The organism is Wolbachia endosymbiont of Chironomus riparius (assembly GCF_918315375.1).
Window position 1 is genome coordinate 98732 of record NZ_OU906733.1, and the last position, 24606, is coordinate 123337.

Sequence of the window (24606 nt, forward strand, 5' to 3'; positions counted from 1 at the left end):
ATAGTTGATTTATTAGGAGTTTTTCATGGAATTAAAGGACAATATACATCAGAGGTAACAGCTACACCTCCTGATAAAACAAGCACAGGGTTAATTGTAGTAAAATCATCAAACGGAATATTCAAACATTTATATAACCAATGGCAGTTTATCCCCATAAGCGAAAATAAAATTGTGGTTAAATTTTACATAGAATTTAAGTTTAAGTCTGATGCACTTTCAATATTGTTAAATTCAGTATATATGTATACACAAAGTAAAATAATAGCTGCATTTAAAAATCGAGTTCAAGTGTGTCACGAGAAAAAGTCATCTTGACTTAATACTGATCTCACACATAATCTTATCAATTCAAAAAATATTTATACATTATGATTTTCCGTGTTTTACTTTTATTGTTTTTTATTAGTATAAACTCATATGCGAATGTTAATCAGGCTAAAAGCAATGAAATTACACAAGAAGAATTACTATCTTTATTACCTACTGATAAATTTTTAGGTGATATAAAAGCTCCAGTTTTAATGATAGAGTATGCTTCATTAACTTGTTATTACTGTTCTCTTTTTCATAAAAATGTTTTTCCTGAAATAAAGCAAAAATACATAGATACGGGCAAAGTTCTATATATATTTAGACATTTTCCTTTTGATCATTGTGCTCTCAAATCAGTAATGTTGAGCTACTGTTATCCAAAACAAGAGGATTTTTTTAATTTTAATAACGCTGTATTTGATTTAATAGATTCATGGAACTATTCAAATCTAGATGACTGTGGTGTATTAAAGTCTGTTGCTTTAATCAGTAACATAAAAGAAGAATTATACTATCAATGCACTTCTACCAAAAATAACCCAATAATAGATAGGATTATTTTTGATAAGTCGCTAGCAATTAATAAACTTGGCGTTTCTGGAAGTCCAGCATTTTTCATTAAACCTAACGATGATAAATTATATCTAAGAGTTAGTGAATACAAGCATGAAGGATACAAAAAATTCAAATATTTTTCTGAAATAATAGATGAACTACATAAGAAAGCTACAGATAGGTGAACATTCTGTAGCTTTTTTTTAATTATTATCTTTTCCTGGTTTTGTTCTCTCAAATATTCTTCTCTTTTTATTCCAAGTATATTGATACATGGAAAATTTGGTTTCTATCATTATTAGCCTTTCATCTAAAAACACTAGATCCATACCTTTTTTTTGAGCTTCATATAAATATTGTAAAAATTGTTCACGATAAGATGGCTCCTTCAATATTAAATAATCTTCATTCTTATTATTATATTTTTTATTATCTAATATTTCAGCTTCACCAGTGATGTAACTCATATACCCATCCTCCAAATAAGTACCAAAGAAGAGAAGTGTACATATACAACCCCCCGGCAGTCATTATATAACAATCGACTAGTAACTGTCAATTAAAGTGCGGTATATAATAACTTTTATTTTTTAAAATTTTGCATTGCAAACTAACAACTTAAAGTTGACTAATATTATTATTAAAAAATCTGTTATTATATTAGCTACATATTTTACATTTAACTTCTATTACATAATATGCGTAATAATTCTAGTATTAAATTAAATTATATAAGAAATTTATTTGCAAAAGAATATAAAAAAATACAAGAGCAGTTTTTTTTGGGAAATAAGCAATATATTCAAATCAGTCCTGAAGAAGGAAAACTATTAGGCTTATTTATAAAAATTCATAAAGTCAAGAATATAGTGGAAATTGGAACGTTGTATGGTTACTCATCAATTTGTATGGCACAAGCTTTGCCAGAACGCGGTCATGTCTATACAATAGAGACTAATCCTGAACATTTTAGAATAGCAAAAGAAAATTTTAGAGCTTTTGGTTTAGACAACCAAATTACTTTAATAGAGGGTAATGCAATAGAAAAACTTGAGGAATTATCAATAAAAAAACCATTCGATATGATTTTCATTGATGCTGATAAAGGTAACTATTCTAAATATTTAGACTGGGCAGAGTTACATATAAGAAAAAATGGTTTAATTATTGCAGATAATACTTTGTTGTTTAATACAGTCTTTATGGAATCAGCAACCAAAGAGATATCAAAACAATCATGGGATTCTATGAGAGAATTTAATAATAGATTATCAAATGAAGAGAAGTATTATTCAATACTAATACCAACTGAAGAAGGAATGACTGTTGCTTTAAAACTTACGTAGATTAGAAATCAAGTTCAGTATAGTGCTGAGGAGGGGTTAATCCCAAAACTTTGTCAAACAATATATCTCTGAAACAAGGCATAGATTTAACAATAGAATACCACTGCTTTATGATTTTACTTTTTTCCCACGGAAAGGCGCTCAGATAATCTATTACAGAAATGTGTGATGCTAAAGCTATATCAGCTAAAGTAATTTTATCGGTTGCAAGCCAAACATTCTTATTAATTAAATATTCAATATATTCTATGTGGTAAGTTAAATTATGCTGAGCTGCATGAAGAAATCTAGAATCAGGGTTATGACCAAGAATTACTTTTTCATTAATAATGTATTTAGTCACCTCGTTATAAAATTTATTATCAAACCAATTGATTAAAGAGCGCACTCTATATCTTACGATTGTAGATGAACTAAATAATCTAGTAGCGTTATTATATGTTTCTTCTAAATATTCACAAATAGCATTACTATCTGTTATAATAAAATGTTTATCTACTAAAACTGGTACTTGCCCTACATGATTAAGTTTCATAAATTCATCCCGTTTGTCCCAAGGATTTTCATATATTAAACTAAAATTTAGCTTTTTTTCTTTTAAATGAATTCTAACTTTTCTTGAAAATGGGCAGAGAGGAAAGTGATATAATATCATTACTGTTATCTTCTATAACTAGAAGACTATAACATGTAAGACTTGCTAAATAAAAAAAAAAGTATAACCTTATTGTAAGGTATGCAGGCAAAAACTCTGTAACTTGGTCAGATCAGAAATGAAGCAGCCACATCATAATCTTTTTGGGTTGCATACCTACTTTATCGTTTTATAACAAGCTATGAATATAGCACTAAAGTATCGTCCTAGCACTTTTAAAGATTTGATAGGTCAAGAGACATTAGTACGTATATTGGAAAATGCATTTATTCTTGGCAAAATTCCACAATCCATACTACTCTGCGGTAGTAGCGGAGTCGGGAAAACCACAACTGCAAGAATTATAGCCCTATGTTTAAATTGCTCTTTAGGGCCAACTTTTGAGCCTTGTGGGTTGTGTGAAAGCTGCATAGCGATAAAGAATTCTAGGCATCCAGATGTTATCGAAATTGATGCAGCAAGCCACACTGGTATTGATGATATTAAGCTCATTTTAGGAGATATTTGTTACTTGCCAATAAATTCTAAATTTAAGGTCTATATCATAGATGAAGTTCATATGTTATCTAATAGTGCATTTAATGCATTACTAAAAACACTAGAAGAACCGCCACCAAGAGTAAAATTTATTTTAGCAACCACAGAAATAAAAAAAATACCACTAACCATAATTGCACGTTGTCAAAGATTTATTTTGAATAATATACCTACAGTTAAAATAGTTGATAGGTTAAGAAGTGTTGTGCAACAAGAAGGCTATTCTGTTGAAAAAGGAGCTATAGAACTTATAGCACAACATTCAGGAAATTCGATGCGCAATGCTTTGTTTTTATTAAATCAAGCAGTTTTATATGCTAAAAATAATACAACACACACTTCGGATGTTAGAAATGTACTAGGTTTAGCTGGTCAAGATATAATATTTGATCTATTGAATGAGATATTGAATGGAAATTTAAATAAAGCTTGGATGATTTTTGATAAGACAGCAAAGTCACTTAATATTTTTGAAGAATTGCTTCACACAATTCAATTGATATGTCGTTTTGCTGTTACAAAAGAAATTGATGAAGTAATTACAGAATATGAAGCAAGTAAAATAAAAGAACTGAGTGGAAAGAAATCTGTGACATTTTTTTCAAGACTATGGAAAGTTTTGTTAAAAAGTATTGAAGATATAAAAGCTTCAACATGTAGTGATGTATCTATTGAGATGACTTTAATTAGTTTATGCTATCTTTCTGATTTGCCTTCTCCAGAGCAATTAGTAAAAAAAGTTCTTTTAAAGGATCCACAACAAAAACATTACAATGATGATAAGCAGCTAAATTTTCATAAAATTTTAGAATTATTAAAGCAAAGTAATAATATTTATCTTTACAAGCAACTGTGTAACAATTTACAATTGATAGATTATAGGCCTGGATATCTAAAAATGAGAGCTATATCTAAATTAGATGATGGTTTTTGTGATAGTTTAAAAAATTACTTAAATCAATTCACTATGCATAAATGGCATATTGTGATTGATACATGTGATGTTAATAGCAACTGCGATCAATTGCCTGAAGTTACGAATATACTCAACGTTTTTAAAGGTTCAAAAGTGATTAATGTAAAGAATAAGGAGTAGATTGTGGACTTTAATCAGATAATGAAACAGGCTCAAGAAATGCAAAAAAAACTTGAGGAAGCACAGAAGAAATATATTGGTAAAGAGTTTCAAGGTATTTCTGGAGGAGCAAAAGTTTCAGTAACGGCAGTTGTTCGTAAGATAGGTAGTTACACGGTTAAAAAAGTAAATATCGATGAATCATTGAAAAATGAAGAAAAAGACATACTAGAGGATATGTTGGTGGCAGCGTTTAATGATGCTATAAAAAAAGCGGAAGAAGAAATGGCAAATGCTTCCTCTGACATTGCTGGAATGATGAATATACCTCCTGGTTTTAAATTACCTTTCTAGATTTTTTATGAGGTTTTCTAAAATTATATATAGTCAAAGGGGTTAAAATGACAATTAACAGCTTACACAAAAAAGGTTCTTGTATAAACGAAATAAATGTTATTGAGAAAAAGGAAATGACTAATATTGATACAAAGCTAGGAAAAAAAATACGGTATTTGAGATTAACAAATGGTTTAACACAATCCCAATTAGGAAAAAAAGTAGGGGTTACATTTCAGCAAATACAAAAATATGAAACTGGTAAAAATCGTGTGTTAGTTAGTAGATTATATGACTTGGCAGAAGCTCTTTCAGTTACTGTACAAGAATTTATTTCTGATACTGTTGACTCTACAAAATCAACAAATTTACATGAAAATAATGAAAGTTTTAGTTATATTTTTGATGACGTAGGTGACAAGGAGATACTAGGTCTCGTGAGAGAATACAAAAAAATTGAGAATAAAAAGTCACGTGATGCGGTTTATTTATTAATAAAGTCTTTATCTTCTTCTCAAGATTAGTGTAAATCTCAATGTTTTCTTTCATTGAATTGTAAATTCGCTTGACTTAGCTTCACGTTAGTTTAGAATTCAAGAATGAATTTCAGTTTCTTATAAAACGAGGGCAAATTATGAAATATAAAAAATTTTTATCGGCAACAGCTTTAGTGACGTTGCTAAGTTTATCTAACTCTGCTTTTTCAGATCCTATCGATGCAATGGAAGATGAAGAGACTAGCTATTACGTTAGTGGGCACTACAATGCCGACCTTTTCAACATGATGAGTGGCCAAGAACTTAAATTTGGTACTTCTTCACTTCTTAGCTTAAAAAAAGATGGTAATGAAGTGGAAAGTAATTATAAGCCTAACTATGGAAAATCTTTCATCGGTGGTGGTGTTGCAGCTGGTTACACCATGGAAGGTATTAGAGTTGAATTAGAAGGCTTGTATTCTAAGCTGGATGTTGATAATACCGGTTACACAACATCTGGAGATGAAAAAGTTTTTGGTACCGTTATGGCTGCGAAAGAAACAGTAAAAGATGAGGTGAGAGGTACAAATGAAGGATTTACTCACATAGCAGCAATGATTAATGCATACTATGATGTTGACCTTGGTATGGAAGATATTCCTGTATCTCCTTATATTGGTATTGGTGCAGGTCTTTCAATGACTAATTTCATTGGGGCATCTCATTACAAACCAGCTTATCAAGCAAAAGCTGGTGTAAGTTATGCTGTAACTCCAGAAATTAAACTATACGCTGGATATCGTTACTTTGGCGTATACGGTAGTGAATTTAAAGATGTAGAATTAGTAAAAACAGCGGATGGCACTGATCGTGCAAAAGATACTAAAGAGAAGCTAACTCTAACTCAAGATGGTGTACTTGGTCAACACGGTGTTGAAGCGGGATTAACGTTTCATTTCTAATTTCCTTAATTAAAGGCTAATCTTTTGATTAGCCTTTTTCTCTTTAACAATCGTCTTTCTCTATATTTTAGTGTATAACATTTGTCACTCCAATGTATAACATTTGTCATTCCAACGTTACACTTGTCATTCCAGTGCATAACATTTGTCACTCCAATGTATAATATTTGTCATTCCAGTGCATAACATTTGTCATTCCAACGTTACACTTGCCACTCCAGTGCATAACATTTGTCATTCCAGTACGTCATATTTGTCATTCCAGTACGTCATATTTGTCATTCCAGTACGTAACATTTGTCACTCCAGTACGTAACATTTGTCACTCCAATGTATAATATTTGTCATTCCAGTACGTAACATTTGTCATTCCAGTACGTCATATTTGTCATTCCAGTACGTCATATTTGTCATTCCAGTACGTCATATTTGTCATTCCAGTACGTAACATTTGTCACTCCAGTACGTAACATTTGTCACTCCAATGTATAATATTTGTCATTCCAGTGCGTGACACTGGAATCTACACTTCTGGATCCCAGTGTCGGAGCACTGGGATGACAGAGTTTTTTAACAAGTCCGATGACAGAGTTTTAAATAACAAAATCACATTGTCATTTCAACACTATACATTCTTTGTCACTCCAACGTTACACTTGCAACTCCAATGTATAATATTTGTTACTCCAGTACGTAACATTTGTCACTCCAATGTATAACATTTGTTACTCCAGTACGTAACATTTGTCATTCCAGTGCATAACATTTGTCACTCCAATGTATAACATTTGTTACTCCAGTACGTAACATTTGTCATTCCAGTGCGTGACACTGGAATCTACACTTCTGGATCCCAGTGTCGGAGCACTGGGATGACGGAGTTTTTAAATAATTCTGATGACAGAGTTTTTTAACAAGTCCGATGACGGAATTTTTAACAAGTCCGATGACAAAGTTTTTAACAAGTCCGATGACGGAATTTTTTAACAAGTCCGATGACGGAATTTTTAACAAGTCTGATACGAAGTTTTTAAATAATTCTGATGACAGAGTTTTAAATAACAAAATCACATTGTCATTTCAACACTATACATTCTTTGTCACTCCAACGTTACACTTGCAACTCCAATGTATAATATTTGTTACTCCAGTACGTAACATTTGTCATTCCAGTGCGTGACACTGGAATCTACACTTCTGGATCCCAGTGTCGGAGCACTGGGATGACGGAGTTTTTTAACGAGTCCGATGACGGAGTTTTTAACAAGTCTGATACGAAGTTTTTAAATAATTCTGATGACAAAGTTTTTAACAAGTATGGTACGAAGTTTTTAAATAATTCTGATGATAAAGTTTCAAATTTGTATTTTAAAACACTGAGAGCTTAATAATCAATACTATAATAATGCACCAAAGTATAATTTTCCCATATGGTTTTTTATTGATTTGAATATGTTTCAGATTATGGTCAGCAATTGCATTTAATTTTCCCACAAGTTCAAACAGCCCTTGTAATGTTTGTGCAGGGTAAGAGCTTTTTATTTTTTCTCTACATCCTATTTTATTGGTCGGTTGATTTTTCATCCATGCTTCAACTACTTTCCACATATTAACTTCTGGATAAATTTTTCGACATGTTCCCTCAAGTAAAACCATAGTTTTTTGTAGCAATAATAATTGCGTCTGAACTTGCATATTAAATTCACTGGTTATTTTAAACAGTTGAGAAAGTAAATTAGCAATAGAAATTCTCTGTACAGGTTGACCAATAATAGGTTCGCCTATTGCTCTGCAAGCGGTAACAAAATTTTTATATTGCCACGAAACATAACCTGCTTTGAAGTGCATTTTTGCAACATAATCATAATTTCGCGTTAGAAAGCCTCTGAGTATTTCTATGACATAATAACATGTTTCACGATCTATTCGCCCCATAATTCCACAATCTAAAGCGATAATGTTGTTATCGCTATCTATCATTAAATTTCCAGAATGCATATCAGCATGAAAAAAACAATCTCTATATACCTGATTGCAAAACGATTCTATAAGATTAATAGCTATCTGTTTTTGCGGTGCCTTAATTTCATATATTGGTGTTGCCTCTATCCATTCAAGAGTTAAAACCTTTTTAGTTGTTCTATTCCAATCTACTTTAGGCACATAAAAACCTTTATCATTTTTTGTATTTTCTCTTAATTCTGAATAGTGAGCTGCTTCAAAGCGCAGATCAAGTTCTAATTGGCAAATTTCAGCAAAAGTTTTAACTAATTCTATAGGCTTTAATCTTTTTGATTGCTCGCTAAACTTTTCTGCCATTTCTGCAAGCCAGAAAAGCATTTTTATATCTTTTGAAAACTTTTTTGCGATATTTGGCCTCAAAATTTTTACAGCTACCTCTTTGCCTTCTTTTGTAATTGCTTTATGTACTTGAGAAATTGATGCTGCTGCAATTGGTACTTCATTAAAGCTTGAAAAAATTTCACTAAGTTTACAATTGAATTCACTTTCTATAGTGTCAATAGCTATTTTATGCGAAAAATGTGGAAGCCTATCACAGAGTAATAATAAATTATTTGTTATATCTTCATTTAATATGTCAGTACGTGATGCTATTGATTGGCCAAATTTAATGAACACTGGGCCTAATTTTTCAAGAGCACACCTTAATTTTTGCCCTTTTATTTTATTTATTGATTTATTTGATAACGGAAGCAGGTAAGGTAAAATGTTATAGCGTAGCAAAATTGTAGTTATATGTAGAAGACGCAGAACACTTGAAATCATTTTTTTCTGTAACTACTAAATATTTCGGTTATACCTTTATCTTCTATAATTTCTTCAGGCTTGCCTTGACAGTAAATACAGTTGTTTATACATATAATATAATTTGAAAATGAAACAACAGAGTTAAGGTCATGCGATGTCATAAAAACTGACACTGATTTTTTTTTCTTTATTTCACAAATGATTTCATAGAATTTCACGCGTGCATTTATATCCATTGCACTCACTGGTTCATCTAGAATAATTAAGTCAGGTTGCGCAATCAAACAACGGGCAAGTAATAAAAGCTGCATTTGTCCTGCAGAAATTTCAAACACTTGGTGGTTTAAAAGCTTATTTAGACCCACTAATTCTACTACTTCTTCTACAATTGGTGCATTTTTTTTTATTCTTTTTAAGAAACTATGTAAGAGAAAGTATTCAACTGTTATTGGCATTAAATTATTAATACTAAAATTTTGCGGCATGTAACTAATTTTGATGTTTTCAGCAAATATAATGTTTCCTGTATAATTTTTATTTATGCCAGTGATTGCTTTTACTAATGAAGTTTTGCCTCCTCCATTCGGACCAAGTATTGTGATGACGTTGCCTCTTTTTACTGATATATTAATGTCATCAAGAATTTTTTTATTATTATATTTTAAATTAAGATTTTCTATTTTTAGAACATCATCACTTGATTTTTCTACGAGGCTCTCATGCAACATTTAATAATTTTTTTCTCTTTATTGACACTATACTATAATAGTGCCTTTTCATCTACTTTAAAAGTTCTGGCTACAATAAAACCTATACATTCCCTTGTTTTATCTGTAACAGACGGAATTTTAGAACCGGCATCTTTGTTAAGCTATAATTCACACTCAGTTCATGATTATTCCTTAAAACCATCGGACATCATTAAGTTAGAATCAAGTAATATTATATTTTATGTGAATGATGAATTGGAAACATTTATACAAACTTTTGCTAAAAAAAATAAAAAATTAGTAAATTTATCAAGCACAATACCCTTACTTTCTACTCGTCCACACTCGTTTTCAAAAAGAAATACACATACTCACAGTGAAAAAGACTTGCACATTTGGCTTAGTCCTGAAAATGCAAAGCTTATGATACTTTTTATAAGCGAAACATTGTCAAAAATAGATAATGAAAACTCCCACAGATACAATCATAATGCAATAAAAGCAATAAATGAAATAGATCAAGGAGTAAAAAAAATTGCTCAAGAGCTCGATGATTTTAAAAATAAAAAATATATCGTCACGCATGATGCTTATCAATATTTTGAAAAATATTTTGGCTTGAGAAGCCCAAGTATTATTCTTTCTATAGAAGAAGATTCATACCTAGGAATGAAAAGCTTAATGAAATTAAAAAAAATAATGAAAAAAGAAAACATTAAATGCATCATCTCACACTCACAAGAAGATAGTATAAATCCTAAAAATTTTTCCAAAGATACAAAGATGAAAATGCTTGACCCTATTGGATCAAATACAGAACTCGGACAAAATGCATATTTAGTTCTAATTAGTAAGATCGCAAAAAATTTTAAGTCTTGTTTTGGTGACTAAATATTCATTGTGTAACGTCCACGTATGTTCCATTAGCTTGAATGCCATTTATATTGTTGTCGTGTACATCAGAAGAAGGTTCACTAATATTTGTCTGATTAAGTAGTCTATCAACACTAAGTATTACAAATATAGCAGTATAGATCATGCTAATTGTTACACTTACATTAAAATTATAAACTATACCACTTCCCAACTCTATAGGGATAGTTGAAATGTCTATTCTCTTAAATAAAAAGTTCAATAAACCTAGTGCAAGAACTACATTATTGATAATGAATGATTTTCTACATTTAATATACTCATCTGTATTTTTACTTTCACGATTCTTGCTTTCTTGATATTTTTTATATGAATAGTAGTAGCTTATAGGCTCTGATACGAACAAAAATAAAAACGTTGATGCAAAATTAATATGGGAAATTCCATTATTCTCAAAAAAGAAATGAATGATTTTTAATTTATTTAATATTGAGATAATATCGCTCACCAAAAAAGCTGATTTACCAATAATTTTTACTACTTCTTCAAGATTTTTTTGTTCTTCAATCAAACTTTGCAGAACACACATAGTATTGCAAATTGATAAGATTTGCATGGGAAGTTTTATAACAGTAGCAGTATTCCATATAGAGAAAATAGTAGATTCGTTTTTATCAATAAAATCACAGCAAAATTGTAATGAAATTCTACATAGCAGAGCTGTTAGACTGGTTGATATACAGATAATTCTTCTGATGTTATGATTATTTAGGCGCTTAATTTCTTTTGAAAACCCAGTACGTTCACTGTGTTTCTTTGAAAATGTAGTTTTTAGCATAGAAATCACTAATTAAACTAATATTCATTATTTTACTAAATAAAAACCTGAATAAAAGTATTAATTTTTTTAATGCTATATTAATACAAAACAGAAACAATTGAAAAGCAGTTTTCATTCTGTATAGATCATACAACTTCTATATAAGAGTGAAAATAACTGTAGTAATAATTTTATTTTGTAGAGTAATTATATCTTTCTTATTTAAATGTCATCATGTTTTATTCTTTAGCAAAATTCAAGCTATAAACAAATAGCTAAAAAAGATAATCAAAGTACAAATAGCTGTAATAACTGCCGGTAAAACCAAAAAAACAGGAGTTTTTTTTATGAAAAAATTCTGAGAACATTTAGAAAAAAAAGCATTATAAACTATAGGTAAAAAATATAATGCGTTTAGTAGAGTACTAATAATCAGTACTAAAGTTACAAATGTAGAAAGCATTTTATCACCAGATTGAAAAATAGCTTGAAGAATAAGTAATTTACTCCAAAAAGTTGGAGCAGGAGGCACTCCTATCATTGACAATACACCTACAGTAAATGCTGTCATAGCAATAGGCATACTCCGCCCTATGCCGTGCATTCTATCTATATATTTTTCTCCTGTTTTTATTATTATGCTACCTGCAACAAAAAATAGAGTGATTTTTGCAAATGCATGGCAGACCAATTGAAAAATTGCAGCTTCAATGCCAATTTTACTAAATATAGAAGCAAATAATATTATGTAGGAAAGCTGTGAAATAGTAGAATAAGCAAGCAATTTTTTTAACTCTTTTTGCTTAAGTGCAACTAATGAAGCAGCGATAATAGTGAATCCAGCAACATAAGTAAGCCATCCTCCAGCAAACCAATTTTGTTGTACAAAGTACCTTAAATTATCGACGCCAAAAATGTACAATATTACTTTTATAAGTATAAAGACTCCAGATTTTACAACAGCTACAGCATGTAATAATGCGCTTACTGGAGTTGGTGCAACCATAGCTTTAGGTAACCAAAAGTGCATAGGCATTAATGCAGTCTTTCCTATTCCATAAATCAGCATAGCAAAACAGACTGATGCGAAAGTAGTTAATGAGTGATCAGGTTTAAATATTCCATCAGCAACAAAGTCTACTGTATGAAATTTATTATATAATAGCCCTATTGCAGGAAAAAATAGCACTAAGGAAGAAAAAAATAACACTCCAAGGTAATAACGTCCGGCAATCACTGATTCATTCGTTGAGTTATACGTCACTAAGGGATATGTACTGATGGTAAGAAGTTCATAAAAAACAAATGTAGTAAGCAAATCACCAGAAAAAGCTATGAACATTGCAGAGCTTATTGATATCGAGAGAAAACACAAAAAGCTAGAATACTTACCTCTGAAATAGCTATTTTCCATGTAACATATTGCGTATATGCTAGTTAATAACCATAGGAATGAGATTAACAAGCTAAATATTATTCCTATTGGTTCTAACTTTAAGCTAATATGTAAATTATTACCAAAATTTATTAAAATAAATTGGGAATCAATGCCATAAAGCCAATGAACAGCACATATGCAAGTGTATATTAACAAGAATATTGAAGATGCTACCGTGATTTTATTGCTAATTTGTGTTGATCTTCTAGTCAAAAAAATAGCTATTGCACTTAAAAATGGAATTAATCCAGTAATTAGTAAATAGTTTTCAGTAATGCAAAATGGAAAAAAAAGAAAGGCTAAACTATAGTTAATTAGCTCTTGAAAGTAGTTCATCTTTTTTGCTTCTATATAGAGCTGAATTATATTGTAATCACAAAAAACTGCTATACTTTTTCGAACTGATATACAATTTATTAATCTCTAAAGTTTTGAAAAGTTTATTTATTTATTTTTTACAACAAGTAAGCTCAAGACAATAAAATTTTATAAATATAGCAAGTTTTTCTTGATCAAGTTGTGGTATATAGAGTATGTGGTGAAAATCTGGCACTATATGTCAAAGACTTACTCGATATGCTTGAAGGTAATAAATAAAAAAATGACTGCAAGTAAATGTTTTATGTTAAAAAAAGTAAGAGAAATTGTTGGCAAAACAACCAATAGAAATAGTCAATACCTATTAGTTAAAAAAGGAGTTCAAAGCTGGAAACAATATAAAAGAACAAAATCATTCATCCTTGTCTAAAATTTGTTCATAGCGTAAGCATTCAAGATTGTGATAGCGCTCTAAGCTTCTTTATTAAGGTATATATTAGTAAACTATAAATCACTATCGTGTATAGTTCTCCATATCAAGAGACAAGCCATCTAATTGATCAAGTAAAAATAAAAGCTTGAACCTTGTAGCTACATCTATAATATAAGAATATGTTGAGTTCTTTACTGGTTTTTGATATTGAAACTATACCAGATGTAGGTTCTTGTAGAAATTTACTGAATACTAGTGATGAAAGTAGCATTGAAGAGAAGAGAGATGCGTTAAAAAAGTATCATCTTGAGATTACAAATGGCCAAAACGAATTTTTACGTCAGCCCTTTCACCAAGTTGTAGTAATCAGTTTTTTACTTTCTAATATAAGCTATAAAAATGGTTATGAAGTTTTTACATTACAAGAAATAAGATCTGGAGGAACAATAGATTCTAGTGAAAAAGAATTGGTAAAAGGATTTTTTAATTACATAGCAGAAAAAAAACCTAGGTTAGTTTCGTTTAACGGACGCACATTTGATATTCCTGTACTTAAATACCGAGCTATGGTACATGGTATTCCAGCAGAGTATTTTCACAAAGCTGGAGATAAATGGAATAGCTATAATCAAAGGTATAGTAGTGATTGGCACTGCGATTTACTTGAATTACTTTCTGATTTTGGTGCTTCTGCAAGAATAAAAATGAATGAAGTCTGTGCGGCATTCAATCTCCCTGGTAAAATTGGCATTGATGGGTCAAAAGTGATGGGGTTTTATGATAACGGAAAAACACAGGAAATTAGAGATTACTGTGAAACAGATGTAATCAATACTTATCTTATTTATTTAAGATTTATGCATCACCAAGGTAGAATTACTAACGAAAGCTATAATAAAAGCATTGAAGAATTGCTGGCTGAATGTGCAAAAAAACAGCATTTGCAAAAATTCAAAAAAGAATGGGAAATATCTTGTAATGGAAACTTTACTCTTTAGTTCCCAGTGATTACAAAATAATTACCAAATAGTTTATTTCAGTGTTATATAACTTTGATAAAATCAATTAGGTCATAGATTGTTTTTTGATGCGTGTTATTCTACGCTAATTTGAGTTAAGGTAAGACTATAATGAGTAAGTCAAAAGCTGTATTTTCTCTAACAAATATTTTTAACTATAAGGATAATATGAATACGCAAGAAAAAAAAACAAAAAAGAAATCTAAAAAATTTCTAGATAAAACATTTGCATTAATTGATTCAATAATAAGTTTCATTTTAAAGCGTGAAAGTAATAATGTGAATGAAGTTCTTCGAATCACTTGGGGACCTATGTTTTTCGGATTGATGGTAATTCTTGTCTTTTTTGGAATAGGAGGTATTTGGTCTATAGTAGCTCCGATTGATGGTGCAGTGCATGCAAGTGGAGAAGTTATTGTTTCTTCAAATAGAAAAATAGTTCAGCATCTAGGAGGAGGGATCATAAATAAAATTTTAGTCACAGAGGGTCAAGCAGTTAGAAAAGATGATCATTTAGTGCTGCTAAGTGATGTTAGCGAAAAAGCAAATTTGAGTATAATAAAGGAAAAACTTCTATCGTTTTTAGCAACTGAAGCAAGGCTTATCTCAATTAGAGGGGATTTAGATATTCTTGAATTCTCTGATGAAATAAAAAAACTTTCTAGTAATGAAGTTATAAATAAAGTGATAAAGAATCAGATTAAGCTGTTTAATTCGCAAAAAAAAAGCATATTGGGAAAAACGGGTATATTGCAGCAACGTATAAAACAATTAGATGATGAATTAAAAGGATTAAATTTCCAGTTAGAAGCAGCCAACAAGCACTATAATCTCATAACCGAAGAATTAGAAATGAAAAGGCAGCTACTTGATAGTGGTCACATAGGTAGGCCACATATTTTAGCTTTAGAGAAGCAATTTGCTGAAGTTGAGGGTAGAGTTGGTCATTATCGTTCTGCAATATCTCAAGTGCAGCAAAAAATTGGAGAAAATGAATTAGAGATTATTAATATCAGGAATGATTACCAAGAAAAGGCAAATGCTGAACTAAAAGAAACTAATACAGCTATATCTGATTTGAAAGAGAGGTTAATGGTTGCTGAAGATTCATTAGAACGCACTATTATTAAATCTCCTCAGGATGGTATAGTTACAGATATAAGATATCATACAGAAGGTGGTGTGATACAGTCTGGTGTTCCAATTATGAGTGTAGTACCATCTGATGACGATTTGGTAATAGATACAAAAGTTCAAACTAAAAATATAGAAGAAATAATATCAGCAAAGAAAAAAAGCAGTAATATGGTTTCTGTTGATGGTTTAGAAGGATTAAAAGTTAAAGTACGTTTAAGTGCTTATAGTGCACGTCGTTTAAGTTTAATTAACGGAATAGTTACTCGTGTATCTCCTGATGCTCTCGATGATCCAAGATTAGGTCGCTATTATTCACTGCGTGTAGTAATACCAAAATCAGAGCTTGCTAATTTTAAAAATGTCTATCTTTATCCTGGCATGCCAGCAGAAGTATATATAGTAACTCAGTCACGTACTCTTTTATCTTTTCTGTTTACTCCTATAATTGCAACACTAGATAGATCTTTTATAGAAAGATAGATGCATGTTATTCAACAGTAACTGATTTAGCTAAATTTCTTGGAAAATCAACATTCAATCCTTTTTTTATTGCAGTAAAATAAGCAATAATCTGCATAGCAATGCTATAAATGATTGGAGAGATAAAGTTATTAACCTTAGGCAATTGTATTATATCTTCACAAATTTCTGTCAGAAATGGTACTCCCTGTTCATCACTGAAAGCAATTACTTTACCTTTTCTTGCAACTATTTCTTGTATGTTGGATAATGTTTTAAAAAATAGGTTGTCATAAGGAATAATTGCAATAACAAGTACAGTAGAATCTATTAAAGCGATTGAACCATGCTTCATTTCTCCTGCTGCAATTCCAATTGTATTAATATATGAGAGCTCTTTTATTTTTAGAGCCCCTTCCATTGCAACTCCATATGATACTCCTCTACCAATTAAAATAATATTATTATATTTTAAGATATCATTTGCTACGTATTGTATTTTTTTAGTGTAGAGAGTATGTTCAACATAATTAGGGATAGAATTTATAGCAGTACTAAGTTCCTTGACATTATCTTTTTTCAGAGTGCCTTTGATTTTTGCAAGTTCCATTACAAAACATGCTAAAGCAGCAAGTTGACAGGAAAATGTTTTTGTTGAAGCAACACCAATCTCTGGGCCGGCAAAAGTATGAATTACAATGTCCGAAATTTTTTCTATTCTACTGTTAAATGTATTGGTGATACTAATTGCGACCTGCTTCTGTGATTTCGTGTAATATAATGCTTCTATGGTATCTGCAGTTTCACCAGATTGCGAAATAAACAATCCCACATTGTTTTCTCCTAATTTTACATTGCTATACCTAAATTCTGACGAAATTTCCAAGCAAACTCTTACTTGAACTATGCTCTCTAACCAGTATTTTGCTATTAATCCTGCAAAATAAGATGATCCGCATCCAACTATAGTAATATGAGAAAGCTGAGAAAATAATTCTTTATTTGAAGATATAATTCCTACGTATTTTTTATGAAATTGAGATATTGTCTCTTTTAAAACAACTGGCTGGTCAAAAATTTCTTTAAGCATAAAACTAGAATAGCCATTTTTACTAATAAGAAAATTTTTTATATTATAGCTCTCTATATTACGTTCAACCTGAATGCCCTTGTTATATATATGAACTTCACTGAACTTTACTACTGCAATATCATCATCTTCTAAGTGTGAAATTTTCTCTACAAATGAACCTAAGGTGTTTGAGTCAGATGCAGCAAACATCGTGTTACAATTATAACCTATTGCTAAAGGCAGACCTCTTTTGGTAACAAATAAGGTGTCTGGGTGTTCTGCAAACAATAAAACTAGTGCTAACGAACCATATAAGTTATTTAAGCATTTGAATATTGAATCGATAGGCGATAGACCTTCATTAAGGTAAAGAGTTATCATATTTGGTATAATTTCTGTATCAGTATCGGTATAAAACGATACTCCCTTTTTTTCTAAATCTTTTTTTAGTAAATGGTAATTTTCAATTATTCCATTATGAGCAACAACAACTTTATTTGTGTGAATTGGGTGAGCATTTTTTAGACTTGGAATTCCGTGTGTAGCCCAGCGAGTGTGAGCTATTCCTATTGTACTGCTAGATATTCTACAATTATTTATTATTTTACACAGTTCCTCAACTCTACCTTCTGATTTTTTTACTTCTATTTCCCCTGCCTTATTTATGATTGCTATACCAGAAGAGTCATAACCTCTATATTCTAGCTTTTGTAATCCAGTTAGTAAAGTCTGTATTACTGAACCACCATTGGTGACTACACCAAATATTCCACACACTAATGAGCCACAAACAGTTTTATGAAATTATTAAGCGTTTTTACTTTCATCATCTTGTAATTTATCCTTATCTTTTTTATTCTCTTTCTCAATCTTACTTTTTTCAGTTGACTTAGTTTCTATTTTTTTCTTCAATACTTCAGATATAGATGATTTCAGTACTTTTACTTCAACTTTTGGTGCTATTGTAATTACAAATTGCGCATTTGTCTCATCAACTTTCGTAACTTCGCCTATAATACCACCAGAGGTAACTACGGTATCTCCATTTTTTATTAGATCTATAGTTTTTTTATGTTCCTTTAGCCTTTTTTGCTGCGGTCTAATGATAAGAAAGTAAAATACTAGGAATATTAAGATTAACGGAATAAAACTGATAAAAGATGAATCTATGCTCTGTGCACTATTAGCTGAACTTGTAGCATATGCTTTGGAAATAAACATACTTAACCTTATATAATAAATTGATGATCCTTCATTATCAATGATAGTGTAGTTCTATGTCAACCCAAAAGGAGTTTTTTAAGCAATTTTTATATATTTTTAACATTCTATTTTTCTTTTTACAGAAGGAAGGGAAGCAAGAAGAGAACCAAGGACAATCAAAAATGAACCTAACCAAATTATGGACATAGCAGGTTTATAATATACTTTAGTTGCAATTCTACTTTTATCTTTATCAATCTCACCTATTACTACATAAACATCAGAAAATAAATTATGATAAATGCTACTCTCGACATTTCTTTGACCTTCTACAAGATAGAATCTATATTCAGGTGTTATTTTACCTAGCATTTTATTATTTAGTAAATTTCTAATAATCATGGTACCCCTTACTGCATGAAAATTTTTTTCTTTTACCAACTCAATATTATGCAAAATAATTTTGAATTTATTAATTGTTATACTTTCACCTACTTTTAAATATCCTTCTTTTTCTTCTTTCCATCCAACACAGCACGCTATACCAAGAACCAAAAATCCAACTCCAGCGTGAGCAATCATCATTGCATAATAAGACTTAGTAACTCTCTTAGCTAACATGATAGATTCACTAAATGAAGACTTAAAAAAACAAATTCTTTTACTATATGCTTCTAAAATGAAGACTAGCAATCCGATTGAAATAATGATTGAAAGAATAATCATTATTTCCATGTGGAAAACAAACGGTAAAATAGCTGCAGCACTGCAGAATGAAAACCTGTATTCACTAAAGATTGGCAACAGACTATTTCCCTGCCAACGGCAATATTGTCCAATTATGGTAAGTATTAGAATGGCTAATGCAACAGGATTAAATAATATATTATAATAAGGCGCTCCAACTGAAATTAATTCTCCGGTTACATATTCAAGAAATATTGGGTATAAAGTGCCAATAAAAACAATAAAAAAAGCCGTGATAAGTAATAAATTGTTTATCAGTATTATCGTAAAACGTGAAAAGAAAGGAAAAGTTTGCTTTTGTATAATATGACTTTTTTTTGCAAATAGAATAAAGATCACTAGGCTACTGACTGCAATAACAATAAGTAGACACGATATATATAATCCATATTTGGGATCATCTGCAAATGTGTGTACTGAAGATAGTATTCCAGAGCGCACTATAAAAGTTCCTACTATACTGAGAATAAAAGTTATAAGCGCAAGTAAAATGGCAAAATTTCTCAAGGCATTAAAATTTCGCACTATGAGAAGCAAGTGTGTAAGTGCTACTGCAATCAACCATGGCATCAAAGAAATATTTTCTACTGGATCCCAAAACCAGAAACCACCCCAACCAAGCTCACGGTATGCCCACCAACTACCAAGACTGACACCTAAAGTAAGTAATGACCAAGAAATAAGCACCCATGGTCTTACAATTTTAGCCCAAGTATTTCCTTCAATTTTTGTAATTAATGCAGCTATTGAAAGTGAGAAAGTAACACTAAAACCTAGGTATCCTAAGTATAATATCGGTGGATGAATAGCAAGGCCTATATCTTGCAATATTGGATTAAAACCTAGCCCATCTGTTTCTACGCTTGGCATTTTAGAGAATGGATTAGATTCGAATAAAATGAATAGTAAAAAGCAGAAGCAAATTAATGACTGAGTAATAAGTGATATTTTCTTTAGCTTATTTTCATTACTAATGAAAATATCTATTAATAGTAAATATAAAGTAAGTACTAAAGCCCAAAGCAACATAGAACCTTCTTTATTCCCCCAAACACCACAGATTTTATAAAGCAAGGGTTTTGTTGTATGTGAGTGATAGTATACGTTCTCAAGTGAAAAATCATTTGTAATATGGCAATAAATTAAAATACCCATCGATATTGATACACACGAAAATGTACAAAAAGTTATCGTCCTGTATAAACGAGATGGGAAAAATAGATATGTCAGAGATAATAAACAAGCTAGCAATAGTAACGTATTTCCCAAATCAGACATAATACATGTTCGTTTATATAAATATTACTGATAACTCGTTAAAAGTTGAAGAGTTTATTATTTTCAATTAAAACGAGATAAAAGGTGACCTAACAATCTCTTTAATTGAAAATAATTGTTGAAACTAGAATTAATTCGTAATATACTTACATACAATTTATATTAACCAACTATTATTATGAATTTCGTAATAATAGTATTTTTATACTTATAGATGTTTTTAATTATATAATTAATACTGAGGTAATGGTATGGCTAACATTCTAGATAAATTCTTTATAAATTTTGGAAATAAAACTTATGAGGTAAATAAAAAGGAGCAACGAAAAGAGTATGCACTTACAAAAAATCTTTATACTCTTTTGGGATTTAAGGATACAGACGACTTTGAGAATCAAGTTAATAAAAAACTTTGGCAATCATTTATCGACTCCTCTGTAAAGAATTTAGATTGCGACAACAGGGATATAAGAGAAGTTGTAAAGAATATCATACGCTGTATTGCTCAAAGTGATAAAACAAGAAAAAACACAATAGAAAAACAACTAACCAACTTGGAAAATAATAAAAAAGTAGATGAAGCAAAAAATAAAATTACTAAAATTTTAAAAAAAATAGATGTAAAAGAAGCATCTAATGAAGTATTAACAATTAAGAAACAAGCTGAAGAATTTATAGCACAAGCAAAAAAAGATAAGCAAAAAAATGAAGAAAAAGCGAAAAATCTAAGAGAAAAAATAAAAAACAACTCAGATTCAATAAACAATGAAACAAAGACGCTAGAAGAAATTCGTCAAGAGCAAAGAAAGATCTCTGATAAATTTGGGCTATCTGGTGCAGCGCTTTTTGAAAAAACTTTTGAGTATATAGAATCATTAGAAAAACTAGAGCAAAACTCAATAACAGATTTCTTAAGGGATCAAATTAACGCATCGAAAAAACAATATCCTAATCTACATTGCAAAATGGAGGATGCGATAAAAATACTCTCAGATAGTGAGTTAAGGGGTTTTTATAATCAAAATGTCGAAAAGGGAACATTGCCACTAATTGTATCCTATAAGGAATGTAAAACTCAATTTGATAAAGTAGAATTAGAAAAAATAGATAAGTTAGTCGAATTATTAACTAAATCGATTAATTATATTAATAAAAACAAAGTATCAATTTTTCACTGCAAGGAAACTCAAAATGAACATTTGAAAGAAAAAGAAACATTTGAGCATAGAGGTCGATACTGTCAGAACATGATTGATATATTACAAGAAAATATACAAAAATATCAAAAAGAAATAGACTCACATTTTAATCCCATTAGAGAAACATTAGATACTATTTCTCCTAAAACACGAGACTCCCATGAAATGAGAGAATTTCTGTCAAAATTAGACAATTTGCAAACAAATCACGGTAATTTACTCAGTAAAGTGCAAATTAATGAAGAATTTAAACAAATGCTGACTTGTTTGGCAAGCATGCAAAATAAAACATATGTTGAATTAGAAAAAACAAACCTTAGTGGTAATTTATCTTCAATAGATGATTTAAAAATTGAATATAATAAAGGTTGTACTATGAGAACAAGGCTGTAAATTTGCGCAGTATTAGATATGCCATAATAGATCTAGTGCAAAAAACACTAGATCTATTATTTTTTATTCATTTTATTGCTAAAAATTTTCTACTATTTCGTGATTTGAACAAATCTGTTGTAGGAACAAGTAAAATAAATATAGTAGCAAAAAACATAAACAACTTAAAATTAGTTATAATAATATGAAGAAATATTGAATATGCTCAGGTAAGAGTGTAGATTCAATAATTTTTGTGTGCCATACTATTATTTGGATTTATAATCTATTTCGTTTTTTAATGTTATATTTATTGTCTAAAATACATCAATTTAGCTCTTTATTGAATTAATTTAGACTTTTAACTGAATTTATAGTAAAAATATCTCTTATGAGTTGAAAAAATATTATATGTTAACTCTTAATGATAAATTAAATAAGGTTAATATATGATGAACTATGATAAATTTATAAAATTAATAGAAAGTAGTAATTTTGATGATAACCAGAAAAGTGGAATTATTGGTTTAGTGAAATTGAGTATCAACGAGAATAAGTTTGATTTTTATGATGACCAAAGTTTTCTTCAAGATATTATTATAATTTTGAATTCTAGTGCAGAAGATTTCATAAAAGTTCGTTGTATTTTAAATATTGCATTAAACCCTAACGATGATTATCTACAAAAAAGAACTAATTCTGTAACATCTAATTCACTAACAGATTCACCTTTTAGTGATGAATTGAAAATTTCTGACAACTTCATAGAATTGATAAATCAAAGCAGGTTAGGAAAGCCATATAAATTACTTCTAGCAAATAATACAATTCATTTAGTAAATAAACACTATAGCCATTATAAAGATATTAATAACACCCAAACACGCTTCTATTTTATTAGCGACAAACACTTTTTACAAGCAGTTCAAATTATTTTGAATTCTCACATAAAAGAGGACATGAAGTATGCTGGAATTGAAAATATTATAATATATGCATATTATTACAATGACATAAAACAACTTGATATTTTCATGTTTTATGCCGATATGTTAACAATTTATACCAATCCATTAAAAATTTGTACAGAATTTGGAAAATTAATCAATAGCAGTAAGTTACATAATGTAGATAAGTTTTCACTTATAAAGGATATGATGAACCTAATGCATATGGAAAAGCACAGCATACTAGATGATAATAATTTTATAGAAAAAATCGAAAATATTTTTATTTTCAATAATCAAAATCCTGAAATAGAAATAAAAAAGGTACTTTTAGAGCACACAAGGAATTTAGTTACTAGTCGTAAAAAGCAGCATAAAATCATACTATATGCGTTATTATCTCTCTGTGGCGTTATTGAAACATATTGTACAAGTGAAAATCCTCACATTGAATATGTGAAAAGACCAAATAAGAGACAGAGTAATTTGTCTGATTATTTGTCAGATGATAATAAAAATATTAACGAAGATTTATTGTGGTTAAAAAATAAAGATCAAAAAAAGTTTAAAGAACTTAATCATGAAATAATCACAATTCAAGATGAAGAAATTAGGCAAACATTAAAAAATAATTTGGATCGTATAAATTCTAAAAAAGTGCAAGATGCGTTAAAATACACTTTCATTATATTAACAGCTGTCTGTGTTGTAGTAGCAATTATTGCTATAGTAGAAAGAAGTACAATTATAGGTATTATTGCAGCCTTATCAGGTATTAATGCTATCGTGTTCAGTATTTGCAACAAGCTAGAGAATGTTAAAATCGAGCATAATTTAGAACAACCCTTAGCACCTAATAATTGAAAATAATAAATACGCTTTTTTTTGTGGTTCTAAAAAGTATAATACCAAGATTGCTTAAGATAAATTATGTGGTACTTAACATTGCTTTTTATATTATTGTCAGTGTTGGTAAGTTGTGGATTACAAAAACCTTCAGCTGTTTTGTTTAGAGGTGAAGATTTTTATGGTAATAGAGATCTTGAGAATACTCGAGAGTATCATTTGATTAAAGATGGAGTAAAAGAAAAGAGTAAAAAAATTACTGTAAAGATATACAAAAATACTCCAAAAACAGAATCAGCAAGTCATAAATTTTTAATGCCAATTAAAGGTAAAATTACAGCGAAATTTAAATCTGACATTTCAGACGAAATGTGTAAAAATGGTATTAAAATTTCTTCTGATAATGGAAGTGATGTGATAGCTTCCGCTTCTGGTAAGGTGATATATGTAGGTAAGGGGCTTAGATGGTATGGTAATCTAATTATAATAGAGCACAAGAATAACTATGTCACTGTGTATTCTTATTTAAAAACTATACAAGTTGAAATTGGTGATAAAGTAAGGCAAGGGCAAGTAATTGGACTCGCAGGCAAATCAAGCACGCAAGACAAGAAGCCTCAGATATGTTTTACTATACGATATAATGGTCAAGCGGTTGACCCAACTTTACATATGAATTAAACTCAGAATACTTTAACTCACTCTCAAA

General features: G+C 29.9%; 22 protein-coding genes and 1 other RNA gene. 14 read left to right on the forward strand and 9 right to left on the reverse strand.

The genetic code is table 11. The features are described from left to right. A partial coding sequence (locus tag NL275_RS00525) for an SRPBCC family protein (protein ID WP_305879833.1) occupies positions 1-318 on the forward strand: 318 nt, incomplete at its 5' end. A 53-nt stretch (positions 319-371) separates the two neighbouring features. Then, complete coding sequence (locus NL275_RS00530; protein WP_253300062.1) at positions 372-1055, forward strand: thioredoxin domain-containing protein; 684 nt, start codon at positions 372-374, stop codon at positions 1053-1055. A gap of 18 nt (positions 1056-1073) precedes the next feature. Here NL275_RS00530 and NL275_RS00535 read toward each other — a convergent pair whose 3' ends face one another. Then, on the reverse strand, positions 1074-1337 hold the full coding sequence (locus NL275_RS00535; RefSeq protein WP_253300063.1) for a hypothetical protein: 264 nt from the start codon (positions 1335-1337) through the stop codon (positions 1074-1076). Between the two features lie 231 nt (positions 1338-1568). Here NL275_RS00535 and NL275_RS00540 point away from each other — a divergent pair, with 231 nt between their 5' ends. After that, a complete protein-coding gene (locus NL275_RS00540) occupies positions 1569-2216 on the forward strand; it encodes an O-methyltransferase (protein ID WP_253300064.1) in 648 nt (215 codons plus the stop codon). Position 2217: 1 nt separating this feature from the next. Here the strand turns inward: NL275_RS00540 and NL275_RS00545 are convergent, their stop codons facing one another. Continuing rightward, positions 2218-2871, reverse strand: coding sequence for a glutathione S-transferase family protein (locus NL275_RS00545; protein ID WP_253300065.1), 654 nt, complete (start codon positions 2869-2871; stop codon positions 2218-2220). Positions 2872-2941: 70 nt separating this feature from the next. On the opposite strand from NL275_RS00545, the gene ffs reads away from it, so the two are divergent. The 5 genes from ffs to NL275_RS00570 all read left to right on the forward strand — a co-directional run bounded on the left by ffs (position 2942) and on the right by NL275_RS00570 (position 6257). Beyond that, positions 2942-3041, forward strand: an RNA gene (gene ffs, locus NL275_RS00550) — signal recognition particle sRNA small type. 11 nt (positions 3042-3052) lie between these two features. Further along, positions 3053-4504 carry a DNA polymerase III subunit gamma/tau gene (dnaX, locus tag NL275_RS00555; RefSeq protein WP_253300066.1) on the forward strand — a complete coding sequence of 484 codons (1452 nt, stop codon included), beginning with the start codon at positions 3053-3055 and terminating at the stop codon, positions 4502-4504. 3 nt (positions 4505-4507) lie between these two features. Beyond that, a complete protein-coding gene (locus tag NL275_RS00560) occupies positions 4508-4837 on the forward strand; it encodes a YbaB/EbfC family nucleoid-associated protein (RefSeq protein WP_253300067.1) in 330 nt (109 codons plus the stop codon). A gap of 47 nt (positions 4838-4884) precedes the next feature. Beyond that, positions 4885-5343 (forward strand): helix-turn-helix domain-containing protein, encoded by a 459-nt coding sequence (locus NL275_RS00565; protein WP_253300068.1) that lies wholly within the window; start codon positions 4885-4887, stop codon positions 5341-5343. Between the two features lie 110 nt (positions 5344-5453). Then, positions 5454-6257, forward strand: coding sequence for a P44/Msp2 family outer membrane protein (locus NL275_RS00570; protein WP_253300069.1), 804 nt, complete (start codon positions 5454-5456; stop codon positions 6255-6257). Between the two features lie 1368 nt (positions 6258-7625). Here the strand turns inward: NL275_RS00570 and ubiB are convergent. Together ubiB and NL275_RS00580 are read right to left on the reverse strand one after the other, a co-directional pair. Beyond that, positions 7626-9044, reverse strand: coding sequence for a 2-polyprenylphenol 6-hydroxylase (gene ubiB, locus NL275_RS00575; protein ID WP_253300070.1), 1419 nt, complete (start codon positions 9042-9044; stop codon positions 7626-7628). Next, positions 9041-9754, reverse strand: coding sequence for a metal ABC transporter ATP-binding protein (locus NL275_RS00580; protein ID WP_253300071.1), 714 nt, complete (start codon positions 9752-9754; stop codon positions 9041-9043). The genes ubiB and NL275_RS00580 overlap by 4 nt, the downstream gene beginning before the upstream one ends. On the opposite strand from NL275_RS00580, the gene NL275_RS00585 reads away from it, so the two are divergent. Further along, positions 9746-10627: a zinc ABC transporter substrate-binding protein gene (locus NL275_RS00585; protein WP_253300072.1), complete on the forward strand. Its 882-nt coding sequence runs from the start codon at positions 9746-9748 to the stop codon at positions 10625-10627. The two genes, NL275_RS00580 and NL275_RS00585, sit on opposite strands and share 9 nt — an antisense overlap. A 4-nt stretch (positions 10628-10631) precedes the next feature. Here the strand turns inward: NL275_RS00585 and NL275_RS00590 are convergent, their stop codons facing one another. Then, positions 10632-11447 carry a hypothetical protein gene (locus NL275_RS00590; RefSeq protein WP_253300073.1) on the reverse strand — a complete coding sequence of 272 codons (816 nt, stop codon included), beginning with the start codon at positions 11445-11447 and terminating at the stop codon, positions 10632-10634. 238 nt (positions 11448-11685) lie between these two features. Continuing rightward, positions 11686-13203: a proton-conducting transporter transmembrane domain-containing protein gene (locus tag NL275_RS00595; RefSeq protein ID WP_253300074.1), complete on the reverse strand. Its 1518-nt coding sequence runs from the start codon at positions 13201-13203 to the stop codon at positions 11686-11688. Between the two features lie 594 nt (positions 13204-13797). Between NL275_RS00595 and NL275_RS00600 the strand changes: the two genes are divergently transcribed. Both NL275_RS00600 and NL275_RS00605 read left to right on the forward strand, forming a co-directional pair. After that, entirely contained in the window at positions 13798-14616 is an 819-nt protein-coding gene (locus NL275_RS00600; protein ID WP_253300075.1) for a 3'-5' exonuclease, read from the forward strand. 132 nt (positions 14617-14748) lie between these two features. Then, positions 14749-16254, forward strand: coding sequence for an HlyD family type I secretion periplasmic adaptor subunit (locus tag NL275_RS00605; protein WP_253300076.1), 1506 nt, complete (start codon positions 14749-14751; stop codon positions 16252-16254). Between the two features lie 7 nt (positions 16255-16261). Here the strand turns inward: NL275_RS00605 and glmS are convergent, their stop codons facing one another. From glmS to NL275_RS00620, 3 genes are all read right to left on the reverse strand, one after another. Next, complete coding sequence (glmS, locus tag NL275_RS00610) at positions 16262-18082, reverse strand: glutamine--fructose-6-phosphate transaminase (isomerizing) (RefSeq protein ID WP_253300077.1); 1821 nt, start codon at positions 18080-18082, stop codon at positions 16262-16264. A gap of 30 nt (positions 18083-18112) precedes the next feature. Continuing rightward, entirely contained in the window at positions 18113-18526 is a 414-nt protein-coding gene (yajC, locus tag NL275_RS00615; protein ID WP_253300078.1) for a preprotein translocase subunit YajC, read from the reverse strand. A gap of 99 nt (positions 18527-18625) precedes the next feature. Then, the gene (locus tag NL275_RS00620) at positions 18626-20533 is read right to left on the reverse strand and encodes a heme lyase CcmF/NrfE family subunit (RefSeq protein ID WP_253300079.1); all 1908 of its coding nucleotides are present in this window, start codon (positions 20531-20533) and stop codon (positions 18626-18628) included. A gap of 251 nt (positions 20534-20784) precedes the next feature. Here NL275_RS00620 and NL275_RS00625 point away from each other — a divergent pair, with 251 nt between their 5' ends. The 3 genes from NL275_RS00625 to NL275_RS00635 all read left to right on the forward strand — a co-directional run bounded on the left by NL275_RS00625 (position 20785) and on the right by NL275_RS00635 (position 24578). Then, positions 20785-22125 carry a hypothetical protein gene (locus tag NL275_RS00625; protein WP_253300080.1) on the forward strand — a complete coding sequence of 447 codons (1341 nt, stop codon included), beginning with the start codon at positions 20785-20787 and terminating at the stop codon, positions 22123-22125. Positions 22126-22556: 431 nt separating this feature from the next. Continuing rightward, positions 22557-23915 carry a hypothetical protein gene (locus NL275_RS00630; RefSeq protein WP_253300081.1) on the forward strand — a complete coding sequence of 453 codons (1359 nt, stop codon included), beginning with the start codon at positions 22557-22559 and terminating at the stop codon, positions 23913-23915. Positions 23916-23981: 66 nt separating this feature from the next. Next, positions 23982-24578 carry a murein hydrolase activator EnvC family protein gene (locus tag NL275_RS00635; protein ID WP_253300082.1) on the forward strand — a complete coding sequence of 199 codons (597 nt, stop codon included), beginning with the start codon at positions 23982-23984 and terminating at the stop codon, positions 24576-24578. Positions 24579-24606: the final 28 nt, after the last annotated feature.

Coding starts and splice junctions, on each gene's coding strand:
- NL275_RS00530 (WP_253300062.1), top strand. CDS start 372: ATGATTTTCCGTGTTTTACTTTTATTGTTTTTTATTAGTATAAACTCA.
- NL275_RS00535 (WP_253300063.1), bottom strand. CDS start 1,337: ATGAGTTACATCACTGGTGAAGCTGAAATATTAGATAATAAAAAATAT.
- NL275_RS00540 (WP_253300064.1), top strand. CDS start 1,569: ATGCGTAATAATTCTAGTATTAAATTAAATTATATAAGAAATTTATTT.
- NL275_RS00545 (WP_253300065.1), bottom strand. CDS start 2,871: ATGATATTATATCACTTTCCTCTCTGCCCATTTTCAAGAAAAGTTAGA.
- dnaX (WP_253300066.1), top strand. CDS start 3,053: ATGAATATAGCACTAAAGTATCGTCCTAGCACTTTTAAAGATTTGATA.
- NL275_RS00565 (WP_253300068.1), top strand. CDS start 4,885: ATGACAATTAACAGCTTACACAAAAAAGGTTCTTGTATAAACGAAATA.
- NL275_RS00570 (WP_253300069.1), top strand. CDS start 5,454: ATGAAATATAAAAAATTTTTATCGGCAACAGCTTTAGTGACGTTGCTA.
- ubiB (WP_253300070.1), bottom strand. CDS start 9,044: ATGATTTCAAGTGTTCTGCGTCTTCTACATATAACTACAATTTTGCTA.
- NL275_RS00585 (WP_253300072.1), top strand. CDS start 9,746: ATGCAACATTTAATAATTTTTTTCTCTTTATTGACACTATACTATAAT.
- NL275_RS00580 (WP_253300071.1), bottom strand. CDS start 9,754: ATGTTGCATGAGAGCCTCGTAGAAAAATCAAGTGATGATGTTCTAAAA.
- NL275_RS00590 (WP_253300073.1), bottom strand. CDS start 11,447: ATGCTAAAAACTACATTTTCAAAGAAACACAGTGAACGTACTGGGTTT.
- NL275_RS00595 (WP_253300074.1), bottom strand. CDS start 13,203: ATGAACTACTTTCAAGAGCTAATTAACTATAGTTTAGCCTTTCTTTTT.
- NL275_RS00600 (WP_253300075.1), top strand. CDS start 13,798: ATGTTGAGTTCTTTACTGGTTTTTGATATTGAAACTATACCAGATGTA.
- NL275_RS00605 (WP_253300076.1), top strand. CDS start 14,749: ATGAGTAAGTCAAAAGCTGTATTTTCTCTAACAAATATTTTTAACTAT.
- yajC (WP_253300078.1), bottom strand. CDS start 18,526: ATGTTTATTTCCAAAGCATATGCTACAAGTTCAGCTAATAGTGCACAG.
- NL275_RS00620 (WP_253300079.1), bottom strand. CDS start 20,533: ATGTCTGATTTGGGAAATACGTTACTATTGCTAGCTTGTTTATTATCT.
- NL275_RS00625 (WP_253300080.1), top strand. CDS start 20,785: ATGGCTAACATTCTAGATAAATTCTTTATAAATTTTGGAAATAAAACT.
- NL275_RS00630 (WP_253300081.1), top strand. CDS start 22,557: ATGAACTATGATAAATTTATAAAATTAATAGAAAGTAGTAATTTTGAT.
- NL275_RS00635 (WP_253300082.1), top strand. CDS start 23,982: ATGTGGTACTTAACATTGCTTTTTATATTATTGTCAGTGTTGGTAAGT.